Consider the following 23,729-nt stretch of genomic DNA (forward strand, 5'->3'; position numbering starts at 1 on the left):
TTCTCCTTCAGAATGAATTGTTAATAAATTCCTTCGTGCCCTAACTTCTTGACAATATAATTGGACCCCAATACCATCACGAGTCCGACTACGCCCTTGAACATGCCCACCGCTGTGCCGAGACTGATCTGCCCCTGCTGAATGCCGCGGAAGTACACGAAAGTATCGAACACATCGGCTACGTTGTTGACCAGTGGGTTCATCATGAGGAGCACCTGCTCGAAGCCGACGTCCGCCATATGACCAAGACGGAGGATTAACAAAATGACGATGGTCGGGCGAATTGCCGGCAGTGTAATGTGCCAAATTTGCCGCAGCCGCCCGGCTCCGTCTACTACAGCGGCTTCATAGCGCTGGGTATCCACCCCTGCTACAGCGGCGAGGAAAATAATGGTCCCCCAACCACTTTCCTTCCAGATGTTCTGCGCAGTCAGGATTATCCAGAAGTATCGCGACTCCGAAAGAAAGGAGACGCTTTCAAAACCAAGTGAAATGAGGAGTTTATTAATAAAGCCGATATCGACTGACAGGACAAAAAAGGTCATACTGGCGACTACAACCCAGGACAAAAAGTGCGGCATGTAAACAATCGATTGGGTCCATTTTTTAAACCAATCGTGTCTAACTTCGTTCAGCATGACGGCTAGCACGATGGGTACAGGAAAGAAAAAGATCAAATTAATCAAATTGATAAGCAGTGTGTTACGAAGAAGCACGTAAAAATGATCATCCCGGAACAATTCCAAAAAATGCGCAAAGCCGACCCATTCGCTGCCGCTTATCCCCGCGAACGGATTGTAGTTCTGGAAGGCAATCAGCATGCCCCACATCGGGAGCAGTTTGAATAGAGCGAAATAAAAAAATCCGGGTAGTATCAGGATGTACATATAACGACTGGCAGCTAGCCGCTTCCTCCATGACGGTGTGGCGGACGTCCTTGTGCCGCTTATGGATATTTGCACACGTTGCGAGCTTGAATTATTGCTCATCTCTTGGCTCCTTTCTACGTTTGGCGGTTTCACCGGAATTGGGTGCGGTAATCTCTGGGGGACATTTTCAGCATCCGCTGAAACACCCGGTTTAACGTTCTCTGTGAATAGCCGATCGCCTGTGCAATTTGGCTTATGCTCTGGTCGGTGTACGCCAGCAGCCGCCGGGCTTCGTTAATCTTGCATTCAGTAACGTACTCGATAAAGGCACAACCGAACTCCTTTTTGAACACCCTGCTCAGGTGGGCCGGGGCAATGTGAAGCAAGTCCGCGCATTCCGCCAGTGATATTTCACGAGACAAGTTCTCCGTGATATATTTGCTCGCTTTTTGAGCGATTAACTTGCCTGATTTGCTGTAATTCTCGTCGGCGATTTTTTCATATAATGGGAACAGATACTCGTTAAACCATTCGCACATTTCCGCGCGCGTTTCCCTAACCTGGAGTTGTTCGAACAGCTCGTATTCCAGCAAATCCGCCATGCGGCCGCCCTTTTCCTCAAGGGATGCAACAATGGCAGCAAGCAGCATGTAGCAGCTTTGGGCACTGATCGCGTAAGAGCGCGAGGGCTGAAGTTCCCGGATAAATTGGTCAAGTGCGGATTGAGCCTCCTGCAGCTTGCCGACAGAAAGCGCTTTAACGATTGTTTGCTCTAAGGAATAGGGGTAACGGAATGATGTTTGCTTTAGCCCGTCCTCCAGGTCAACGATATACAGAATCGATTCGTCCTCCTTACACAGCCGGTTCTGCAGTGCAAGTTTCGCTTCTCGGTAAGAGAGGCGAATGTCGGCTATATGTGGGTAAAACCTGCCGATACCAATCGAGATGTTCAACTTCAAATATTGACGGAGCGCCGTCTGTATTATGGTTGCGAATTGCTTGGTCAGCAGCAGCCTCCTGTCCTCCGACATGTTCTGGCTGAAGTACAAGATGGCTGTACCTTGTCCCTGATGATCGTGCAGCACGTTACCATGCAAATGAGCGGAATTTGCAAGCAACTCGTTCATAACATTAATAATCGCAAAGGTGATAATCGGTTTATCTTCCGGTTTGAATCGACCCTCCTTAAACAGATTCTCCACCTTCACGAGCAACGTCACATAAACGCCATCCACGGGAATGCCATATTTTCTGCACTCTTCAAAAAGCGTAGGGCTGTGGATGTAATTGCCTGCCAGCCACTGTTGAAGCAACCGTTCCATCAGAGGGGGAATTGAGCTGTCGAGTTGTTCACCGAGCCGTGTTTTTTCCTTTGTCAGATAAGTGACAAGCTGTTGGATTGGATTGTATGCCCGCCTCAGAGCAATGAAAGCGAACATAATACCAAGCGCTAGCAGGATCAGGACTGCAGAAAAGGTAATCCAGCGAATCCAGCCAAGCTGTTCCAACATGAGACGGTATGGCATTATGGAAATATACACGTTCCCGGAAGATGATTTTTTATAGGAATAATAAAACGTTTCTCCTTCGGAATTAGTCCCCATGTGCGTATTACCGTTCTTGCCGCTGTCCGTGTAGATCGCTTGTATCATTGAACTACTCACGTATTGCCTAGATGCACTTCCTTGTGTCGTTTGGAATAGAGGGCGATGCTGCTCGTCAAGCACTACAATCGATTGGGACTTGGCCAGCAGGGATACGCTGGATAAATATTTGATGATCTGGTTAACGTCGACCTGAATGACCAGCAGTCCTTGAAATTCTTTGGAAGCGGGCATAGGCAGTCTTAGTGAGAATGATATGTATCCGTCCTCCTGCCCCCTTGGTAAATACATCCATTGTCCGTCCAAATCCGTTTGCTCCATAATATCAATGTCTTCTTTATACCGAAAATCTTTCACCGCCTGGTGTCCGGAATTGGTAGACAAAACCAGACCAGCCGTTCGGTTATAGTAATAAATGCTGCCGATAAGCTTGTTCTGGATCTTCTCCAAGTTGAATTTGTGCAGAAGCTCCATTTGGGAGACGTAATTGTTCTCGTAATCGTTCAGATGAAAAGATTCCATGATCATCGGATCAAACGCCAGCTGGAACGAACGGTCCACGATGTCGTGCATGATTTTTTCCGTAAATGTCTCTATCATGCCGAGTGACGTCTCATTGTTTTCTTGTAGACTGGAGATGCCTCCTTTCATCGAAAATTGATAATACACAATTCCAGCCAGCAAGATCGGCAAACATACGGAGATGCTGGCAAACCAGATTAGACGCTTGAAATAAGAACTTCTCATTGCGCGATCATCAACAATACTCATTCAAAACAACCCCCGCTTTTTTAGCTTATCAAACGAACCGTAGTGGCAGATACAGACATTATTTGATCAAATCAAGGCTGTGATTTAAACCCATTACGTATGGACATTTTATCCCTAGATTAATAAATGACCTTCATATATGACAAAGGGAAAATCAAAAAATGAGTGATAATGGCGAATACTATCTATATACACGTCTTTGAATTCGCTTACAAAATTAACTATATAACTTGAGTATTGCAATAATTACGCTATCGAATTGACTGAGTTAAAGTAATCTTGTTAGAACCTTTGTCGAAGATTTACAAATAAGAAGGACACCGAACCTTTGTGTAGAAATTGACGGTTACGACGCCACAATTTCCATATAAAGGAGATGTCCCACTCTTGTGGTATCCCTCTACATGCCAATCGTCAAGTTCATTTTTGCTTTGAAACTCGAATTTTCTAAACCGCAACTTGGTCATCTGTTATCCTCGTTCACGGCATCACTCTTTGTGCTGGACGTAAAAATATAACACAAATTCAACATGCTGCCCGAGGAGGTCGCCACCTTAGCAATGTCACGAAACGAATTTTTTGAAGCATTCGCCATGGTGCGTCAATCGTATGCAGCGTAGGCGTATGCAATTCGTCATGGATAAGATTCGCATTAAACGAGCAAAGAACTGTGACACTCGGCAACTCATCTTCTTCATCGTCGATGATACCTGTTGTAAAAAAGAAACCACAACTAAGAAAATGGAAGCACTCAGTTTTCAATACTCACACGAATCTGGAAAGTCAGTCTGGTACCATTGTGTTGTCACAACTCACGTTGTCAGCCAGGACAGTTCCTATGTCTGGGATTTCCGTCCCAACTATTGTGAAGAATATTGCAAGAACCACCGCTTATCCTTTAAAAGCAAAAATGATCTCGCTCTTGAAATGATTGAAGCATTCCCAATTTCGCAGACGAACAGGTCTACGTTCTGATGGATAGTGGGTACACCGGCGAGAAGGTCATCAATGCCTGCAACCGCAAGGGGTTTCACATTATCGCGGTTGTTAAGACGAACCAGCTGATTTTGCTGCCCAATACATTTACAAGTCTGACCTCCGCTCCGTTACAGTGGAGTGTCAGGGAACGTACTGGGTTTATGAATATGAAGAACCCGTAAGCGAAATGGAAAACGTCAAAGCCCTTTTGTCTTGGAAAGGTGAATATACAGATTCGAGCAAACCTCAGGTTTGTCTCCTGTGCACGGATCTAAGCTTGGATCTCGTCACGATCCAAAGCTACTATCACGTACGCTGGAGCATCGAAACGGATTATCGCTATTTCAAGGAGTTGCTAGGTTTTGATCAATGAAAGTTACTCTCGTTTGAAGGCATTCAGCGATTTTGGGCCATTCAGTATCTGACGCAGAACTTTCTCGAATCTCAGCGTCAGGAGTGCATGAAGAGCGACAAGCATCTTACACTTGGAGATGTGCTGCATCGGATTCGGCAGGAATATTTCGGCCATATTATCTTCTACGTATACCAGCAAGCCGTAAAGTAGAAGCCGTTATTCGACATCAAACATCTCAAGCTACCTGCAAAACGGAATCTCAATTCCTGTTACAAGTCTGCCCTTTGTCGGGATTTATGTTGGAAATCGCAATACTCAAGTATATAACTGAAACGTTCATGTGCTCAAGTAGACATTTTAGCGTTTTTAGGCAATTTTAAAGAATTTGAATTTACGTCCCATTAAGTAGGCACAGTAAATGTCGAACAGAGACGATCTCCCGCTTAGTTAGCAGATCTTCCGATTAATTGGAAATTTTTTTGGTGAAACCTCGTTTTTAGACATTGAAGTGAGCTTTAAGCGGCATACAGATATTCATATTTCGTGTATTCCATAGCAAGTCCTTCAGATGTTAATTGATCCTTTCTTGATAACAGACGGAGATAAAAAAATAGGCCCTTGCTGGGCCATAAATTCATTGTATAACTATCAGATCTAGTGGTTCGCTTTTTTCCTGATAAATAATTAGGAGAATCTGTAAAATTTCACTTTGACTCCTGCCGTTGTTCGTTCATTTCGCTCGTGTACAAAATACATGCCGGACATGTCTTTCTCCCCAAAACCTTCGGCTTTGCCTTATGAACAATCTCTTCATCTAAAGGGCCTTGCAGCAGTATCGGTCTGTTGTATCCGTTTAAAGTCAGCAACCAGCGCATCGATAGTTCCTTCGCCTTCGTCCTCTATTGGGATTTTGATCACTTTGGCCGAGGGAATCTCATGTTGTATAGCCCGTGCTATGATCTCCGCAACCTTCAGGGCGAAAAAACTGCTTCGTAAGAATCCGGCGCTATAACCACTCTCACGCTCCCCCCTCCTTTCCCACTAAGGCGACACCCGTTTCCTGGGCCGCCTTTGCGACAGCGGCTGCCACTCTGGGAGCGACGCGCACGTCAAACGGCTGCGGAATGACATAATTTCCGCTCAATTCTTCATCGCTGATTAATTCGGCTATGACCCGAGCAGCTGCAATTTTCATAGCATCATTTATTTCGAAAGCTCTTACATCGAAAGCTCCCCGAAAAACCCCGGGAAAGGCAAGCACATTGTTAATTTGATTCGGATAATCCGAGCGTCCAGTACCGATAACTTTAGCCCCCGCTTCGAGCGCGGCCTCCGGCAATATTTCGGGATCAGGATTGGCCATGGCAAAAATGATCGGGTCTTTCGCCATGGATCGTACCATATCCGCCGTCAACGCCCCGGCTGCCGAAACACCTAGAAAGACGTCCGCTCCGGCGATAACATGTTCCAATAAACCCGCCGTTTTTTGCCGATTCGTAAATTGTGCAATTCCATGTTTTATGCCGTTCATGCCATCCGTACGTCCTTCGTAAATGGCTCCTTTCGTATCGCAAACAATCATGTTTGTTATTCCCATTCGAAGCAATAACTTGGCGATGGCGATGCCGGCCGCTCCAGAACCGTTGATGACGACACGCAGGTCCTCCAATCTTTTACTAACCACTTTCGCCGCATTGATCAGTCCGGCAAGAGTGACTATTGCCGTACCATGCTGGTCGTCGTGAAAAACGGGAATATCGAGTTCCTTTTTGAGACGCTCTTCAATCTCAAAACAAGCCGGTGCCGCTATATCCTCCAAATTGATGCCGCCGAAAACGGGTTCCAGCAATTTGACGGTCTCTACCAGCTTATCGATATCGGAAGTATTGATACAAATCGGAAATGCGTCGACTCCGGCAAACTGTTTAAACAAAACCGCCTTTCCTTCCATCACCGGCAATGCCGCATAAGGTCCGATGTTGCCAAGTCCCAACACGGCTGTACCGTCGGTGACCACCGCCACCATGTTTCCTTTATTGGTATAATCATACACGAACTCTTTCTGCTTTTTGATCTCCCGGCAAGGTTCAGCCACACCCGGAGAGTAGGCCAAACTCAAATCCCTCGAATTTAATACGGGAACCTTTGAAATAATAGCCAGCTTACCTTTGAAGCTCCGATGTAACTCCAGTGCATCCTCGCGTAATGCCATATTTATCGCCGCCTTTTTTTATCATATGAGTCCGGTACTTTCTTAAATAAAAGAAAAGCATGCTGCTGAGACAACATGTCTTTTCCATCCATACCCATTGCGGTTTACACCTTCACCATGGCCTTAAATTGCTTGCGTCTGCGGTGAAGCACAGGCTCCGTATAACCGTTCGGCTGGTTGTATCCTTCGAATACCAGCTCGCAGGCCGCTTGAAACGCCACGGAACGATCGTAACCTTCGGACATGGGCCGGTAAACCGGATCGCCGGCGTTCTGATCGTCGACCACTTTAGCCATGCGCTTCATTGTTTCCATAACTTGTTCTTTCGTACAAATCCCATGATGCAGCCAGTTCGCCATATGCTGGCTGGAGATGCGAAGGGTGGCCCGGTCCTCCATCAGTCCTATATTATTAATATCAGGCACTTTCGAGCATCCGATTCCCTGCTCTACCCAGCGGACAACATAGCCAAGGATACCCTGGGCATTGTTATCCAACTCTTGGGCAATCTCTTCGGGACTCCAATTTCGGCTTCTATCCACCGGAATGTCCAAAATATCGTCCCTGCAGTCCCGGCCGTTTTGCTTTAATCGGTCTTGCACCGCCTTCACATCGACTTGATGATAATGAAGAGCGTGCAACGCGGCCGCTGTTGGCGATGGAACCCATGCCGTATTACAGCCCGCCTCAAGCTGAGCGATCTTCAGCTTTAGCATTTCCTTCATAAGGTCGGGCATCGCCCACATCCCTTTGCCGATTTGAGCGCGCCCTTGTAACCCGCAGGCAAGCCCGATGCTCACATTGGATTCCTCATAGCCCTGCAGCCACTTCGCCGACTTCATGCTGTTTTTGCGAATCATAGGCCCCGCATCCATTGACGAATGAATCTCGTCCCCCGTTCGATCCAGGAATCCGGTATTAATAAACACGATACGATCCTTCACTTCACGAATGCAAGCTTTCAAATTGAGCGAAGTGCGGCGTTCTTCGTCCATGACCCCGATCTTGATCGTATGACGTTCCAAGCCGAGCATATCTTCCACCCGGTCAAACAACTCGCTTGCAAAAGCGACTTCCTCTGGTCCATGCATCTTCGGCTTCACGATATAAATGGAACCTTTGGAAGAATTAGTGTACGGCCCATTTCTCAACAAATCGTGTTTGGCGATAAGACTGGTCATCACCACATCCAGAATACCTTCGGGAATCTCCTGACCGTTCTGATCCAATATCGCATCTATGGTCATCAGATGTCCGACGTTGCGAACAAACAACAGCGAACGCCCAGGCAGGCTGAATTCCTTTTCGGAAGGTAACGTATACTTGCGATCCGGATGGAGTGTTCGGGTTATCGATTTATTGCCTTTCATGAAGGTCGTGGATAAGGTCCCTTTCATGAGTCCCAGCCAATTGCGGTATACCAATACTTTATCTTCGGCATCCACAGCCGCAACGGAATCTTCACAATCCAAGATCGTTGTAAGCGCCGATTCCATCAAAACATCTTTGACACCTGCTGTATCCGTTTTGCCAATAGGGTGATTACGATCAATTTGAATTTCAAAATGCAATCTGTTATTTATGAACAATATAGCGTTAGGAGCTTCCCGTTGCCCTTGATAACCGGCAAGTTTGGAAGGTTCCTTCAGTCCAGCTCTCTCTCCGCTGCTTAGCGAAACGGACAATTTCCCTCCTCCAATCGAATATGCAACAACGTCAGCATGAGACCCTTCAGTCAGCGGCAGTACCCGATCCAAAAAGCTTCTGACATAAGAGATCACCTTCTCGCCTCGAATCGGGTTGTAGGCAGCCGTTAAATGGGAACCGCCCTCATCATCCGTCGCATTGGTTCCGTAAAGAGCATCGTAAAGGCTTCCCCAACGGGCATTCGCTGCGTTAAGTGCGTAACGGGCATTATTTACGGGTACGACCAGTTGTGGGCCAGCTTGATACGAAATTTCGTCGTCAACATTTTGCGTAGTAACCTGGACATCCTGCGCCTCCGGCTCCAAATATCCGATTTCATTTAAAAACGACTTATATTCGTTAAAATCATAAGTCTCCCCGTTTTTCCGATGCCATTCTTTGATCAGGCTTTGAAACTCATCCCTCTTGGCCAGTAATGCCTTATTTTTAGGCGCCAAGTTGGAGATCAGCCGTTCGAAATCGGACCAGAACTGCCCTTCATCTACCCTGCTTTCAGGCAATGCTTCCGTGCCGATAAACCGGTAAAGCTCGGATGCAACTTGCAGATTTCCTACTTTAATATATTTTTCCATCGGAAACTCCTCCTCATATAGATTTTACTCAGCTTTCACTTGATTTCGAAGGTGTCCAATCCCTTCAATAAAACAATCCACAACATCGCCGTCGCGAACGTTATCAGCTCCCGCTGGGGTTCCCGTCAAAATGACATCTCCCGGCATAAGAGTCATAAATTGGCTGATGTACGAAATCATGACGTCGATCGGTGTAATGATGCGATTCATCAGGCTATCCTGTTTCAATATCCCGTTAACAGCCGCTTTTATGCGTGCGGATCTGTAATCAAATTCCGTCTCAAGCACCGGACCGAGAGGACAAAACGTATCAAACGCTTTGCCGATTGTCCAGTGCCCCTCCGGGTGGAAATAATTAAAGGCACCAAAGTCATTCGCTACCGTATATCCGAAAATCGCCTCGTCCGTATCCTCTGGGCTCAAGTTTTTCACGGTTTTCCCGATTACGACAGCAAGCTCCGATTCGAATCTGATCTCCTCTGTCCCGCAAGGCAAGAGTACCGGATCCTCCGGACCGATCACCGTACCGAGCGGCTTTAAAAATAAAATCGGCATATCGGGAACAGGCGGCATCTCTACACCCTCCGCTGCAAAGTTTTTACCGATGCCAATGATATGCCGTGGAATTAGTGGTGCCTTGTATTGAATATCTCCCAGTTGAAACGTTCTCCCTGTTAAGGTACGGTCGCCAAATAAATCTCCGGTAAATTCTTTAACCGTGCTTCCTTCGATAATGCCGCTCATAATCTCGGTTTCTCCGGAAACCGTGAATCGGGTAAACTTCATTTTTCATCAACCTTTCGTTCATTATTGTGAACATCGTTCGCAATTTTACTTAAAAAAATATTCCCATAGTTTTCTTTATACATCAATGGGAATTGAAGCACCTAATTAGTTCGTTGACAACCTCTGAGCCAAAGCGAAAATCTCGCTTACGGCTTTGTGTTTCTTTACTTCCCAATGATGGATCGGTATGGAGCAGCTGACGGCAGCAACCACTTCTCCCCAGTGGCGAATAGGCGCTGCAACACAACAAAATCCCATGACTCCCTCTTGTAAATCCATAGAATAACCGATGTGCCGTACTTTCTCCAGCTCCAAAAGTAAAATCTCCCGCGAATCAAGCGTATGTGCCGTTAATTGAGGCAGCGTCTCCTCGGGGAATATTCGTCCAATCTGTTCAGCATTCATATCCATCATCAGCGACTTTCCAAGACCGCTTGCATGTGCCGGAAAACGAACGCCAGGGCCTAATACCATATGAACCGGAGTAGACGCTTCCATTTTGGCAAGATATAGAACTGTGTTCCCGTCCAAACGAGCTAGCTGTATCGATTCCTGAAGAGCTTGCATGGCCGGCCCCGCTGCCCCTTTAAATTCTTCAATCAGATCATACTGCCTAAAGTAAGCGCCGCCGAAATCTCCGAACGAACTACCGAGCGCATAAGTTTCGCCTCGGTCCTTTTGTACCCATTGCAGGTGTTCCATCGTGGAAAGCAGAGAATACAGCGTGCTTTTGCTGATGCGCAGATGCTTGGAGATATCGGATAGTTTCCATTTAAAGGGCTCTTCGGCAAGCAACTTCAATACGGAATGCGCCCGATCGAGTGCAAGTACGGCATATTTTTGATCCATCGCGTTTCCTTCTTTCATCCATGCAATCCCGTTTTTAAGGCTTCGATCAGAAGCTTTTTTTATTATAACTTCGTATCACACACTCCTAATATGCATTTCTCGGGCCAATCAATGTGTGAGAGGTTTCATTGTCAAAGAACAAGATGAGCTCATAGCTCCGCGTGCTATTCCTTGGATGATGAGATAAAACTCTTAACTTCTACACAACGGGCAGGTTTCGGGAATACTTTGTCCGGGTTGCATAAGCCGTGCGGGTTGAATATGTCGCGAATATCCGTTTGCGCCTGAATTTCACGTTCATTGAAAATAAAACGCATATCCTCCATCTTCTCAATGCCTACTCCATGCTCGCCGGTAATGGATCCGCCTACGTCCGCGCAAGCCTTCAGCACTTCGGAGCCTGCGGCTACCGCTCTTTCGGTCTCTCCGGGAACCCTGGAATCAAACAAAATGAGTGGATGAAGATTGCCGTCACCAGCGTGGAACACATTGGCGATGCGCAGCTCGTATTTCGCGCTGATCTCGCCGACCTTCGCCAGAACTTCGGGAAGCTTGCTGCGCGGGATCACCCCGTCCTGAACCAGATAATCGGGAGAAATGGTGCCCATTGCGCCGAATGCGGTTTTCCGGTTAGCCCACCAGCGACCTCTTTCCTGCATATCGGCCGCCTGGCGCACCTCCCGCACCCGGTTTCTTTGACAAACGGCAATGATGTGTTCGATCTGATCCTGCAGCCCTTCCTCGATTCCGTCGACTTCGACAATGAGCACTGCACTCAAATCCCTCGGGTATCCGACCGGATAGTTGCCCGATTCAACGCCTTCAATGGCGACTTTATCCATCATTTCCAGAGCTGCCGGAACGATGCCAGCAGCAATGATTTCCGAGACGGCCCTGCTTGCGTCATTGACATCGTCGTATAAGGCTAGTACCGTCTTGACTCCCTGCGGCTTCTTCAGAATACGGACCGTAATTTCCGTTACGATGCCCATCGTGCCTTCCGATCCGGTAAGAATGCCAAGCAAATCATACCCGGGACTGTCCAGCGTGCCTCCGGTTTTCACGATGTCTCCGTTCGGAAGTACAAGCTCGAGTCCCAATACATGATTGGTCGTTACACCGTATTTCAGACAGTGTGCTCCGCCAGCGTTTTCCCCAACGTTCCCCCCGATAGTACAGGTTGCCTGACTGGAAGGATCTGGTGCGTAATAGTACCCTTTCGACGAAATCGAATTGGACAGCTTCAAATTGATATAACCCGGCTGAACGACCGCCCTGCGGTTCAAGTAATCGATACTGAGCAATTTGTTCATCCGCACCAGGCTGACGATCACTTCCCCGCCTTGTGCTATTGCACCGCCGCTAAGACCCGTCCCCGCCCCCCTAGGCAAAAAAGGAATTCGCCGTTCATACAAATATTTGACAACACGAGAAACCTCCTCCGTCGACTTTGGGAAAACAACGGCACCAGGAAGCGATTTTTCAATCGTATATCCATCACATTCGTACGCTACTAAGTCTTCATATCGGTGCAGAACGGCAGCCCGCCCGCTTATTTCTACCATCGCCCGAATGAAATGCTCGCGCTGCTCGAAACTGACGAATCCGTTCGATGCCTTATGCTTATTGTTGTTCATGAACGTTACCCCTCCTCGTTGCCGTATGCCCAATCGAGCAGTTGAATCGTATGGACAATTTGCTCCGTACGGTCATGACGCACGACGCCTACTTGAAACTGCATCATACATCCGGGATTGCCCATAGCCACCGCATCGCATCCGCTGGGAATGTCGTTCATCTTGCGGTCCAGAAGCTGCCCCGCCATTTCGGGATGCGTCAGGTTATAGATGCCTGCACTGCCGCAGCAACGATCGGCATCGGGCAGATCGACAATGCGTAAGCCGGGAACGGATGCAAGCAGCCGGCGTGGCTCGGCCCTTATACCTTGCGCGTGCGCCAGATGGCAGGCATCGTGATAAGTGACCGTCATGTCGAGCTTCCCTGTGGGCGCGATCAAGCCGAGCCGGTCCAGAAACTGTGATACGTCCGTGATTTTTTCGCTGAACAAATGCGCCTTGGCGCGGTAGCGCTCATCTGTTTTGAACAATTCCTCGTATTCCTTCAGCGTCGAACCGCAGCCCGCCGCATTTACAATAATGGCGTCAATGTCATCGGATAAAAATACGTCGATATTATGGCGAGCCAATTGCTTCGCTTGATCCCGGTCGCCTGCATGTACGTGCAAAGCACCGCAGCATTTTTGCGCTTTCGGAATCCATACATCGCAGCCGTTGCGTCGCAGAACTCGGATTGTCGCCTCGTTGACGTCACTGAATACGACATCCATGACACAGCCCGTAAGTACCGCCACCTTCGCCCTTTTGACACCGATGGCAGGTAACGTTTCCGGGTGGGAACGCAGCACCGGGGGCCTCGAAAGCTTCGGCAGCGCCTTCTCCATCTCGCGCAAATGCGTAGGAAGGAGACGCATCAATCCGAGTTTATCCGCCACAAAAGCGAGCCCGGACTTTTGGTACACCTTCAGAAGCGTGCCCAGCATTTGCATTCTTGACGGATACGGGAACAGAACATGTAGAAACAGCTTGTTAACCAGACCCGAGAAGCCTTTTGGAGGATCGGCCTTGTACAGCTGACCTCTCGCTTCTTCGATCAGCGCCCCCACTTGAACGTTAGACGGACAAGCGGTTTCACACGCCCGGCAGTCCAGACAAGTAGACACTGGATTTTTGAAAAACTCGTTCAGTTGCATTTTCCCTTCCGCAACGGATTTGATCAGATAAACCCGTCCTCGCGGAGAATGCGGCTCCAAACCGGTTTCCTGATAGGTCGGGCATGCCTCGAGACACATGCCGCAATGCACGCATTGCGAAAATTTATCCGGATCGGGAGCATCCTCCCATAAATAATTGGAACGTATTAACGAAACATCATCGCATGCCGGGGGAACCGCTTGCTTTAATTTAACGTCTTGTTGAGACACTTCAAATCCCTCCTACAAACCGACCCGGATTCAAGATGCGGTTCGGATCGATTTTATGTTTGATCCCTTTCATCAAATCCCAATCTTCCGCTTCAGCACCCCATACGTTCAGCTTCTCCTTGATTTTGAGGGGAGCGAATTCGATCACCGAACGACCGTTCAGACTACCGAGGAACGATTCGACTGTACGAAGCCATTCGAGAACTTCCTGCTGCTGTCCCAAGTCCGCCCGAACTGTTGCCCTGCTGATGCCCGTATATAGGCCCCCATGGAAGTCCAGCTCCAACCCTCTTACATCCGCTGAATTTTGCACGACCTCGTAAATGGCCGGAATTTCTGTAATCGTAGAGAGCAGTTTGACGATTACCACAAGCTTATCGTCAGGAATGTCGTTCGAATTCGGGAGATGCTCACGCAGTCTGGAGATCACAGCCTGAGTTTCTTCATATCCCGAGATCTGCTCCTGCACCACAACTCCTAAGCTGCCACATGCTTCTAGCAGCCAGCTTAACTGAAATTGCACCGAGCGTTCCACGTCCTCAAACGATACCAACATCATAGGACTTTCAAATTCCCTGCCGAATATATGTTTCCCAAGTCTCCCGTTTACCCATTCCACTGTGGAAGGCTCGAGCTGAGAGTCGAGCAACATTTCTTGCAGCTTGCGTAGCTTAAGTAAATCCGGACTACGTACAGCTAAAGCCCCAGCATAACCAGGAATAGGCCGGATTTTAAAGGTGAGTTCGGTGAAAACTCCCAATGTTCCCATAGAACCGATAAATAGCTTGTTCATATCGTATCCGGCCACATTTTTGACGACCTTTGCCCCCGTGCGAATAAGCGAGCCATCTGGATAACAGATGCGGGATGCGATTAAATAATCTCTTGCTGACCCGTACATTGCTCTTTTGGGCCCTGAAGCGTTGGCGGCGACAATCCCGCCCAGGGTCGATTGCTCCCCCCATGCCGGATCTAGCGGTAGAAACTGCCCCTCCTTACCTAAAGCTTGCTGAAGCTCATGCAGCGTTGTTCCCGGAAGCACGGTGACGATGAGGTCCCCGGCGGAATGCTCGAGGATACCGGACATTTTTCTTAGCGACAGTATTACATCCGTTCCATCGCCGGGATGTCCATACGCATCTTTTGTACTTCCGCCCTGAGGTGCAACCCGCACATGGTTTTTGCAGGCCCAGCCGAGAATTTGCTCGATCTTCCGTTCCTCGTCAGGAAACACAACGATCGGAGCCTTAAGCTGATATTGCCGCTCCTTCTCCAAGTGACAAACCGCAATGTTCTCCGATCCAACCACTTGGACCAAATCTTGTACCATTCTATCGGTTGTTAACTTGACCATTTCATGCATGTTCTCACCTCGCTTGAATTTCTGTAGAAACTTGATCATATTATGAATAATGTTCATAATAATGATCAAGTTGTTACTCGCAATGGTTATGACCATCTCCATACCCGTGGGATTTCAAGTGAGCTATCTCCTACACTTACACATATTAAGTTCTAAATAAATGGCACTCAAGAGACAAAATATGATCTTCACCCCACCGGAATATCGAAATCAAAAAATGAGTGCCGTAGGCGAAAAATCAACTATCTGCAAATAGCTGTCATACCAAACGGTTCGTTTAATCCAGACTAGTGGTTAGTAGGAAAACTGCCAGTTTTTACTTTGTTCCCTGCCGTTGTTCGTTCATTTCGCTCATGTATAAATACATGCCAGACATGTCTTTTTCCCCAAAGCCTTCGGCCTTTGCCGTATGGATCAGTTGCTCTACCTCAGCACCTATCGGTAATGCTGCACCGTTATCGTCCGCCATTTTCTTCACCAATACCAGGTCCTTGTGCAGCAGATTAAGAGCGAACCCTGGCTGAAACTCATCCTTTTCAACAAATTGGGTAAAATGCCGGTCATATATCCGGCTCTGAGCGAAGCTGTTGCTCAGAATCCGATGCAGCATATCTTTGGGCAGGCCCATTTTGTCGGCAAGCGCCATCGCTTCGCTCGCAGCTTGGGTATGGATTCCGACCATGAGCTGATTTAACAGCTTGACGACTGTTCCGTTCCCAATTTTCCCTACATGATAGATGTTTTTTCCCAGATTCTCCAGTATAGGAAGTACTTGATCAAACACTTGCTCACTGCCTCCCGCCATGATAGACAGCGTCGCTTGCTCGGCCCCTACCGTTCCACCGCTGACCGGTGCATCCAGAAAATCCATCCCTGCCTGCTCTGCGGCCGAGGCGATTTTTACACAAAGATCCGGCGATACGGTACTGAAATCGATCAAAGCTTGCCCTTTTTTACCGTTAGCCACTATTCCTTCGGGGCCAAGGAACATTTGCTCCACGTCTGCAGGCATCGGCAAGCATGTCATGATCACATCTGCCTGCTGTGCCAATTCTTTAAGAGACAGTCCGATTTTCCCCCCGGACTCCGCAAACGCAATTTCTCTACCCTTACTCCGGTTAATTCCGTATACCTCGTACCCGGCTTTTACCAGATTCCGCGCCATAGGCAGCCCCATATTTCCCAAACCGATAAATGCAAGTTTCATGTCTTATTCCCCCTTGGATAAAGTCATCTTTTTTCATTCGATTCCAGCGTGTGCGTGTATACATCCTCAGGCATCAGTTCATTGAGCAGCGGTTCTCCGAGTCTATAGCGTCTTACGTTCTCAGCTATAATGTCGATGGAACGACCGGTACGGTCGGGTACCTGTGGTGTTGTATGCGGTGTAATCAGTGTATTCGGCGTATCCCAGAGCGGACTGTCCGGGGACAGAGGCTCCTGCGTGAAGGCGTCAAGCCCGGCTCCCCCGATTTGTCCTGCATATAGAGCCTCAATTAATGCTTCTTCGTCAATGACAGCCCCACGTGCCATATTGATAATGCATGCAGTGCGCTTCATCATCGTCAGCTCCTTGCGGCCAATCAAGTGATGCGTCGCATTGCTTAGTGGAATGGCCAGTACGACAAAATCGCTTTCGGCGAGCAGCTCATTGAGCGAATAGCCATCAGCGGCACAAAAGAGCCGATCGACTCCGGGAGGTGGAGGAGCGCTGCTCCGGCGATAACCGAGCACGCGCATGCCCATCGCTTTGGCTCGTACAGCCAGCTCGGCGCCTATGTTGCCCATACCGATGATGCCGACCGTACGTCCGTACAATCCTCGAAGCTCGTTCTGGCCGGGCACTCCCCATCGGTGGGCACGCTGAGCGTCAAGAAAGCGCGGATACCGATAGGCCAGAGCCAGCATAAAAAATAACGCATGCTCCGCCAGTGCGGGGGACGACCGCCCCGCTGAGCTCGTTACCAGCAATCCACGCTCGAACAGCTCTGGCCGGGCGCTCTTGTTTAATCCAGCATGATCGCAGTGAATCCAACGGAGCTGCGGAGCCTGAAAGAATCGTTCATCTAGGATATCGCCTGCTAGCACTGCTACATCCGCGACCTCAAGCGCTTGCCAGATGCCTTCGCGATCATCGCTTCGCAAGCGAATGAGCGATGCCGGTTCAAAGACTTGCTCTAATCTGCGATAATGCTCCTCATTATAGTCAACCGTTGTAAGAACGACCTTAATATCCCTCATATATTAGCCTCCTTAGACTACTAGCTGCTTTAATCCTCGATCACAATCGTCTCAAACAATTCAAGCTCATCCAGACACAATGAAACTTGTCCATCATTGTAGACATACGGTATATCTCCGGGGCGACGCAACCCATAAATACGCGATGGTTCGGAATCTGCTTGGATGGTGAATCGAATGTCTCGAACCGGTATCGGTGCGTGGAATGCTGTCCCAAGCTGGCCGGATACATTCACAGCGCTTACCAAACGACGCGAAGGACCCTTATGGAAGGATACTTCCACGAGCGGCGAAGCGGTTACTTGCAGCGGTTCCCGCTGGCCAAGCACATCCCGTAGCGCTGCCATCAAGAGGCGGGCATGGCCATGATTACTCAGTTTTTCATAGTGCGACCCGATTCCCCATGGAATATAGGCGGATTCCCCGTTTCCATAGCGATTGTAAATCAAACCAGGCGTGTCCGTCTCCTGGGTGAAGTAACATTTCTCCGGCGGTCCGAACATACAAGAAGGAATCAGCCCGAAGAATCCTGACGCCCCTTCCTCCAGCTTGCATTCCAAGGCTTCCCCATACAAGTACACAAGATCAATTGATTCGAAATTTTGAAGGATCGACTTGTCTTCTTCACGAATCCGGAAATAAGCCCCCTGTACCTTCGGTTTGAGGACAAACTCCGTTGTCCCGATGCTTTGCAGACGGATATGCCCTAAAGGATGTCCTTTAAGATCGCATGTAGAGGTAAATCCGGTAGCAAGGAGTTTGCCTCCTTGTTCTACGAAACGGTCGACGGCCTCCACAGCACTATCGCTCATACTTCGCTGGTCGGCAAGGATCAGCAGCTTGTACCGACCAAGTTTCTCGTCAATCAGTGGAGATTGAAGCTCGTTATCATGCAGAAGATCGTATGTCACATGGTTCTCGGCCAAAATTCTCATGATTCCCTTTAACTCGTCTTTGCTTCCGTAGATACTGCTGCTTTCCGGAACAACCAGGCAGACTTCTGCCAGTGATTTGAGGTTCGTGTAGTAGTCTTCATTTTCTTTATGAAAACGGAAAATATCTTTAACCAGATCAAAACAAAGCCGATCATCTTGATTAATGAGCGTACCGATCACGTAGTAATCGAGCCACCCTCCGTTCACCAGATTTTGCGCCAGCCGCAGCCCGGTTAAGTGAGGGGAAACCGCTGTATGCCGCATGGCATAATCGACAAAGTGAACCGCCGAATTGCTTACGGCCATTCCGTCCCAAGTGCCCCGAACGGTGCGCACATTTTCCGTAGCCGAGTAATTCCATTCCGGTAAAGGCCGATTAATCCCCGTGTTGGATTCCTTTCGGAAGATGTCGGTGCCTGAATGAGTATAGTTGCATACGGCGATATGAGGATTGATGCTCTTAACAACCTCAACCCGTTTGAGAAACAGCTCTCTTACAGTATCGGTACGGAACTTCTCATAATCCCGGAATACCGGATCGTTCGGATCCTCTTTCATAGGCAGCCGTTCATGGCCCGTGTACTCGAAAAATCGCTTTTGGCAGCTGCCGCATTGGCAAATCCCGTAATAATTGTAGCTGTAGTCATGGGTTACGTAACCGTGCATATTGAAGAATATACCGTCAATGGGATACCTTTCGGCTACTTCCCTCAATATTTGCAACGAATATTCTTGTTGGTAGAAACCATTGATGCAAGTATGCACCTGACCGTTGTAGTTTACGATCTCTCCTTCAACGCTCCGATACAGCCAGTCGGGATTGGGTAAAGCGCAAACCTCATTTAATCGGCTGAAATCGAAACGAGCTATAAACTTCATTCCTTTTTCGTGAACGCGTTCAATCACTTTTCCGGCAAAATCGTCCTTCAAATTTGGATTGACGTAATGGAATTCGAGAGCGGAAGGGTAGTTGGCCACGATTCCCCCTACGTTAAACAGCAGGACGTTTACTGAAAACTCCTCAAGGCTCCGCATGTACTCGTCGATATCCAACTTAGCGTCAATCTCTCTTAAATTAGTCTGTATCAGCCGCATCGGCTTCTCATCCCACCAACCCATAGTCTGTTCCTCCAAGATTGTATTTGTAACTCTGGGGTATAACGCCAAAACTTCATTATTTAACCACTAAAGCATTTTGTAATCTGAAGTGTTCGTTTACATGATAACTATACGACTCATACATCCAACGCATTAAAGTTGACTTTCCATTTGCATCTACTATAGTTGACTAATTTGCTACTCCACTTTCTCAAGCCACTCCAGCTGTACTGTGACACCCCAGTCAGGGCCATCGGGAATACATATTTTGCTGTCGCGTACCATTCAATGCTGAATTCCATAAATTAACCAAAGTTCGGAATCCCCCTCTGATACTTTCATGACACCTAAATACCTCCGGGCCGAACATGCCGCGAGAATGGAACCCCACTCCGGATTCCTCCATAGAACGGGATCATTTCAACCGAAATTTGTGTTGTTGTATATTTGGACATCAACATAAATATGCCCAAGCAGAGTCCATCGTGTGGTAAGCAAAACAGCTAACTCACAACTAAAGTGGTAAGCGTGGAGACAGCATACTCATGGAACAAGGTTAAGATAAATAATGTCCAAGTCCGCCATTGGGTCAAGACGAGCTGGTTATCCGTTTCTGGACAAATCCGATATCCTCAAGTACCTGCGGACGAAAGAGCTCCCACGAGAACGGCGTTTTGCCTAGATGCAGCAACGGTTGCTTTACATAATGGGAATTGGTCACACGGATTAGATCATCCCAATGTTTAAGGGCGTTCGGCGAATCCAGCCATTGTATGGCTTTCCGTCGTTCCACTTCATTCCCGGTCCTCAGGTATAACTCGTAACAAACTCCGGCACGTAGTTTAGCTGCGAAATAGAGTCCCAAATGTGCCCACGCCTCGATATCGGCCATCTCGCAGCAAAGAGACGGTGACTCGTAGTCTATTGAAGACAGCGTCGCTAAGCCTTCGCAAGCGTCATTCTCCAGTACATTAGCCAATTGAAGAGGTGTCATGCAACCTTCAGTCGGCTTTTTGGCGATGATATGGTCGACATAGCTGCGGATCGATAAATAGTCGGGATCCAGTGGTTCGCTGTTAAGCAAATCCTCGAGCGAAATAAAGGCTTTCCCTGTATTGTACTCGGACTTATCGGTGGCAAGAAATCCCTCCGCATACAAAGTAAAATCCCAAGAGAAAGAAAAAAACGAAGCAAGTGCCATCGGCATTTTACAAACCGACGAAAAAGCCGCAAGCAGTGGTCGACCTACGGACTTGCCGAAACGGTATTCGATTGCATTCACAAAAACATCATCGGATGTCGTTGGGTCATACAACAATCTTCCCCATAACATATAATATAACCAGTGCTTTTCGAAGGCGTATGTCCATTGGATATGTGGACTCCCAGGGGCATGTGAATAATCATAGGCAGGAATAAAACATTCGGAGCCGATGTAATACCCACCGACATAATCCTGGCCATTATCTAACAGATGTTTTCTGATAAAATCTGGCTGAGCCCAGCGCAGGGTGAAAAAATCCTCATTTCGGACCATCCAAGTGACTTTGTAATTTTGCGGTGCCGGATTCCAATATCCTTCCATACCTTCAGAACCTCCGTGCGTCATCAGAAGCTTCGTCGAAGAATACGCATGGGACCAATTGAATTTTACTTCAACCCATACCGGTTGGGGCAATAACTCGTTTTTTTCAATTGCGGTCCTTGTAATGTGCGGATCAACGGAGAATGGGGCACGGTGAATAAATTTCACGGCACGTCCAGCATTCTTCATTCCTTCAAAATACACGTCGGCAATCCAATCCTGCCGGTCCTCAGGTGACATTCCATTCATTCTTTCCCCTACCGAAATGCCAAAGCCGGCCAGTCCGGGATACTCGTCGATGAGCTGCGTCACGCATTCACGGGTATACTGCTTGATTTGATCGGTAGAATAATAATCTCCGTGATGGTAGAATGTCTCGTCGCTAACTGCATTGGTGTCGTAATTCTCCCGAAACGATTCTGAGACGAAAATATTCCAGTTGATCAAATACGTTTCAATTCCGCGATCATGGGCCATTTGGAACAGGGATGACCAAAACTGCCTCCAATCGGCGAGTTCCTCATCCGTAAAAAGGCTGGCTTTAGGAAAATTCATAGGCCTAATCATATAAGGGAATGGATGAAGACACCATAAAGTCAGCACATTGTAGCGGTTTTCCGCCATCATGTCTAAAAAGGCTTGCCAAAAGTCGAGGTCACGGACCGTTCCCTTTTGTAATTCGAAGCATTCGTTCCTCCGGTAGCTTGACCAAGGAAGATTGAATTTCACGGCACGAAAGGGAAATCTAGGGTTGATGATACATTCAGAGACGTCTGTTAGATTTCCGTGGGTCTGAAGCTGTTCTGCGACCTCCAACACGCCATACATGGCGCCGGACTCATCGCTGGCCAAAACGAACAGTGCTGGATTACCTTGATGGTATGCACGGCGAATTTCAAACCCTTCAGCACCAACTGACGCAGCAGCGGTCATACTAGAAGATCCATTTGCATGCTGATCGTTTATAAGGATAATAATGTGATCTGTAGAAGGTGACTGCGCATCATTAACCTTACATGTCTCACCCATATTCATTATTGCTGCTTGCAATCTTCGAATGGCAAAGCTGAGCATTGGTGAATGATCCGGTAATGTCAGTGTGATTGTCATGATCGTCTTCCTTTCAGCTGTAAAAAAGTAGGCACGTTGTCAAGACAACATGCCTTCTCTACCTTGACTCTGTGACTTTGTTATTTCTTTACTTTCACATACCATTCTCTGGCGCGTTTCGTGACCTCTTCCCCACCCGATTTATTCCATTTTTCTACGAACTCATCGAATTTACTGATTGGATACTGACCAAGAATAATTTTGGTGGCGTATTCCACATAAAGCGTACGGTTGTTAATATCCGCAAAGCCGTCATAGATACTTGCAGGTAAACCATCGCCAGCTATGATCTTGGCGTACTTCTGGGCTTCCTGCAAATCGCGGAGAGTCTGGTTAGTAGCCCACACTCTGTCATCTGAAGTTGTATCCTTGACAAGTTCGCTTGTGAAATCAAGAGTGGCAAGATTTTTATAAGGTGCGAGAATATTCAGGTTCTCCTGAGTGCTCTTTTCATCGGGAAGTTTTAAAGCTTTGCCATCTTTCATAACGTAGTGCATGCCTTCTGCTCCAAGATACAGAGCTTTCCAATTCTTCTTGTCGTACATGTTGTTCAACAGCTTTAAGGTAGCCATCAGCTTCTTCTGATCCTTATTGTTTTTGACGACCCAGGCTGGGGGTGTAAGTCTCTTCCAGGTATAGAAGCCCTTAAATCCCGGAGCCTCAAGTGCAGGAAGCACAGACCAATCACCCTTAACTCCAGTGTTCTTTTCCATATTTTCCAAGCGCTTATCAACTGTTTCCGCCCAGTGGAAGTAGTTTCCAGCCTTGTTACCCTCAATCTTGCCATCCCACTTCGTTTTATTGTTCAGTAGCGACTCCTTATCCATTAATCCATCTTTATACAACTTGGCGATGAACTCCAGGGCGGCTTTCATATTCGGAGTTACCGCGGAGTAAGTAAGCTTACCATCGTAGAGGTCCCAATCAGGATTACCTTCGAACATGGCAATACCGAATGGAGCAAACAGATGATCCATCCAAGCCGCCTGCTCTCTGCCACCGGTCGGAAGTTCATCCTTCTGACCGTTCCCGTTGGGATCCTTGTCCCTGAACGCTTCCAATACCTTTACATATTGGTCCAGTGTCTGCGGCATCGGTAGATCCAGCTTGTCCAACCAATCTTTTCGGATCAATCCGGCATACTTTCCGTAGTCCGTTACACCGGGGATATAATAGATTTTGCCCTGACCGGTAGGATCATTAGCCTTGACGATATCCCATACGTCCTTTGGAATTGCTCCCCAAACATTAGGTGCATACTTAGGTAATAATTCAGTCAGATCAGCAATGGCACCATTCTTGGCAAGGCTTGCTTCGATGCCATTCCAAGGCACGAACAGGTCAGGCATTTCGTTAGCTGCGATTTTCAGGTTTAGTTGATTCAGGTAGTTGGTACCTCCGTTCCATTCCACATAAGGAGAGATAACCCCGACGCCCAGCTTTTCCTTATACAATTCATACATCTTACTACCCTTTGTAGTCGGTTTATAGCCGGCGTTGGAGTTCCATACTTCGATATCAACGATTTCATTGGTGGTGCTCAGATCCAACGAAGAAGCTGAAGGTACTTGAGACTCCGTTTTACTGGAACATCCGGCAATGACGGAAAATGCAAGTGATGCCGTCACGGAGAGTATACCAAGTTTCTTGACTTTCATACCTTTTCCCCCTTGAATTCAATTTAATATATGTT

General features: G+C 47.8%; 17 protein-coding genes. 1 reads left to right on the plus strand and 16 read right to left on the minus strand.

All coding sequences use genetic code 11. The features are described 5' to 3' along the window. Positions 1-20 precede the first annotated feature (20 nt). Together LRL21_RS12180 and LRL21_RS12185 are read right to left on the minus strand one after the other, a co-directional pair. Positions 21-989 (minus strand): ABC transporter permease, encoded by a 969-nt coding sequence (locus tag LRL21_RS12180; protein WP_420832439.1) that lies wholly within the window; start codon positions 987-989, stop codon positions 21-23. A gap of 29 nt (positions 990-1,018) precedes the next feature. Further along, a complete protein-coding gene (locus tag LRL21_RS12185) occupies positions 1,019-3,244 on the minus strand; it encodes a helix-turn-helix domain-containing protein (protein WP_240416040.1) in 2,226 nt (741 codons plus the stop codon). Between the two features lie 974 nt (positions 3,245-4,218). Between LRL21_RS12185 and LRL21_RS12190 the strand changes: the two genes are divergently transcribed. After that, complete coding sequence (locus LRL21_RS12190) at positions 4,219-4,404, plus strand: hypothetical protein (RefSeq protein WP_240416041.1); 186 nt, start codon at positions 4,219-4,221, stop codon at positions 4,402-4,404. A gap of 877 nt (positions 4,405-5,281) precedes the next feature. On the opposite strand, the gene LRL21_RS12195 is transcribed toward LRL21_RS12190, so the two are convergent. The 14 genes from LRL21_RS12195 to LRL21_RS12255 all read right to left on the minus strand — a co-directional run bounded on the left by LRL21_RS12195 (position 5,282) and on the right by LRL21_RS12255 (position 23,694). After that, the gene (locus LRL21_RS12195) at positions 5,282-5,452 is read right to left on the minus strand and encodes a hypothetical protein (RefSeq protein WP_240416042.1); all 171 of its coding nucleotides are present in this window, start codon (positions 5,450-5,452) and stop codon (positions 5,282-5,284) included. Continuing rightward, positions 5,388-5,552: a glycerate kinase gene (locus LRL21_RS46785; RefSeq protein ID WP_420832445.1), complete on the minus strand. Its 165-nt coding sequence runs from the start codon at positions 5,550-5,552 to the stop codon at positions 5,388-5,390. The genes LRL21_RS12195 and LRL21_RS46785 overlap by 65 nt, the downstream gene beginning before the upstream one ends. Positions 5,553-5,595: 43 nt before the next feature. Beyond that, on the minus strand, positions 5,596-6,789 hold the full coding sequence (ystJ, locus tag LRL21_RS12200) for an NADP-dependent malic enzyme (RefSeq protein WP_240416043.1): 1,194 nt from the start codon (positions 6,787-6,789) through the stop codon (positions 5,596-5,598). 104 nt (positions 6,790-6,893) lie between these two features. Next, complete coding sequence (locus tag LRL21_RS12205) at positions 6,894-9,068, minus strand: malate synthase G (RefSeq protein ID WP_240416044.1); 2,175 nt, start codon at positions 9,066-9,068, stop codon at positions 6,894-6,896. Positions 9,069-9,092: 24 nt separating this feature from the next. Next, positions 9,093-9,854, minus strand: a complete 762-nt coding sequence (locus LRL21_RS12210) for a fumarylacetoacetate hydrolase family protein (RefSeq protein ID WP_240416045.1) — start codon at positions 9,852-9,854, stop codon at positions 9,093-9,095. 105 nt (positions 9,855-9,959) lie between these two features. After that, the gene (locus LRL21_RS12215) at positions 9,960-10,721 is read right to left on the minus strand and encodes an IclR family transcriptional regulator (protein ID WP_240416046.1); all 762 of its coding nucleotides are present in this window, start codon (positions 10,719-10,721) and stop codon (positions 9,960-9,962) included. A gap of 146 nt (positions 10,722-10,867) precedes the next feature. Then, positions 10,868-12,268 carry an FAD-linked oxidase C-terminal domain-containing protein gene (locus LRL21_RS12220; RefSeq protein ID WP_240416145.1) on the minus strand — a complete coding sequence of 467 codons (1,401 nt, stop codon included), beginning with the start codon at positions 12,266-12,268 and terminating at the stop codon, positions 10,868-10,870. A 77-nt stretch (positions 12,269-12,345) separates the two neighbouring features. Further along, on the minus strand, positions 12,346-13,704 hold the full coding sequence (locus LRL21_RS12225) for a (Fe-S)-binding protein (RefSeq protein ID WP_240416047.1): 1,359 nt from the start codon (positions 13,702-13,704) through the stop codon (positions 12,346-12,348). Between the two features lies 1 nt (position 13,705). After that, on the minus strand, positions 13,706-15,034 hold the full coding sequence (locus LRL21_RS12230) for an FAD-binding oxidoreductase (RefSeq protein ID WP_240416048.1): 1,329 nt from the start codon (positions 15,032-15,034) through the stop codon (positions 13,706-13,708). Positions 15,035-15,383: 349 nt separating this feature from the next. Then, on the minus strand, positions 15,384-16,274 hold the full coding sequence (locus tag LRL21_RS12235; protein WP_240416049.1) for an NAD(P)-dependent oxidoreductase: 891 nt from the start codon (positions 16,272-16,274) through the stop codon (positions 15,384-15,386). 23 nt (positions 16,275-16,297) lie between these two features. Beyond that, complete coding sequence (locus LRL21_RS12240) at positions 16,298-17,308, minus strand: D-2-hydroxyacid dehydrogenase (RefSeq protein WP_240416050.1); 1,011 nt, start codon at positions 17,306-17,308, stop codon at positions 16,298-16,300. A gap of 29 nt (positions 17,309-17,337) precedes the next feature. Continuing rightward, positions 17,338-19,362, minus strand: coding sequence for an alpha-amylase family protein (locus LRL21_RS12245; RefSeq protein ID WP_240416051.1), 2,025 nt, complete (start codon positions 19,360-19,362; stop codon positions 17,338-17,340). A 568-nt stretch (positions 19,363-19,930) separates the two neighbouring features. After that, a complete protein-coding gene (locus LRL21_RS12250; protein WP_240416052.1) occupies positions 19,931-22,036 on the minus strand; it encodes a hypothetical protein in 2,106 nt (701 codons plus the stop codon). A gap of 80 nt (positions 22,037-22,116) precedes the next feature. Next, entirely contained in the window at positions 22,117-23,694 is a 1,578-nt protein-coding gene (locus LRL21_RS12255) for a type 2 periplasmic-binding domain-containing protein (RefSeq protein ID WP_240416053.1), read from the minus strand. Between the last annotated feature and the right edge of the window lie 35 nt (positions 23,695-23,729).

It is taken from the genome of Paenibacillus periandrae, from assembly GCF_022458865.1.
Lineage (GTDB): Bacteria > Bacillota > Bacilli > Paenibacillales > NBRC-103111 > Paenibacillus_S > Paenibacillus_S periandrae.

Excerpts from the sequence above, each read along its gene's own strand:
- LRL21_RS12250 (WP_240416052.1), bottom strand. The coding sequence starts at position 22,036 with ATGACAATCACACTGACATTACCGGATCATTCACCAATGCTCAGCTTT.
- LRL21_RS12190 (WP_240416041.1), top strand. The coding sequence starts at position 4,219 with ATGGATAGTGGGTACACCGGCGAGAAGGTCATCAATGCCTGCAACCGC.
- ystJ (WP_240416043.1), bottom strand. The coding sequence starts at position 6,789 with ATGGCATTACGCGAGGATGCACTGGAGTTACATCGGAGCTTCAAAGGT.
- LRL21_RS12245 (WP_240416051.1), bottom strand. The coding sequence starts at position 19,362 with ATGGGTTGGTGGGATGAGAAGCCGATGCGGCTGATACAGACTAATTTA.
- LRL21_RS12195 (WP_240416042.1), bottom strand. The coding sequence starts at position 5,452 with ATGCGCTGGTTGCTGACTTTAAACGGATACAACAGACCGATACTGCTG.
- LRL21_RS12205 (WP_240416044.1), bottom strand. The coding sequence starts at position 9,068 with ATGGAAAAATATATTAAAGTAGGAAATCTGCAAGTTGCATCCGAGCTT.
- LRL21_RS12255 (WP_240416053.1), bottom strand. The coding sequence starts at position 23,694 with ATGAAAGTCAAGAAACTTGGTATACTCTCCGTGACGGCATCACTTGCA.
- LRL21_RS12180 (WP_420832439.1), bottom strand. The coding sequence starts at position 989 with ATGAGCAATAATTCAAGCTCGCAACGTGTGCAAATATCCATAAGCGGC.
- LRL21_RS12240 (WP_240416050.1), bottom strand. The coding sequence starts at position 17,308 with ATGAGGGATATTAAGGTCGTTCTTACAACGGTTGACTATAATGAGGAG.
- LRL21_RS12235 (WP_240416049.1), bottom strand. The coding sequence starts at position 16,274 with ATGAAACTTGCATTTATCGGTTTGGGAAATATGGGGCTGCCTATGGCG.
- LRL21_RS12230 (WP_240416048.1), bottom strand. The coding sequence starts at position 15,034 with ATGGTACAAGATTTGGTCCAAGTGGTTGGATCGGAGAACATTGCGGTT.
- LRL21_RS12215 (WP_240416046.1), bottom strand. The coding sequence starts at position 10,721 with ATGAAAGAAGGAAACGCGATGGATCAAAAATATGCCGTACTTGCACTC.
- LRL21_RS12220 (WP_240416145.1), bottom strand. The coding sequence starts at position 12,268 with ATGGTAGAAATAAGCGGGCGGGCTGCCGTTCTGCACCGATATGAAGAC.
- LRL21_RS12185 (WP_240416040.1), bottom strand. The coding sequence starts at position 3,244 with ATGAGTATTGTTGATGATCGCGCAATGAGAAGTTCTTATTTCAAGCGT.
- LRL21_RS12210 (WP_240416045.1), bottom strand. The coding sequence starts at position 9,854 with ATGAAGTTTACCCGATTCACGGTTTCCGGAGAAACCGAGATTATGAGC.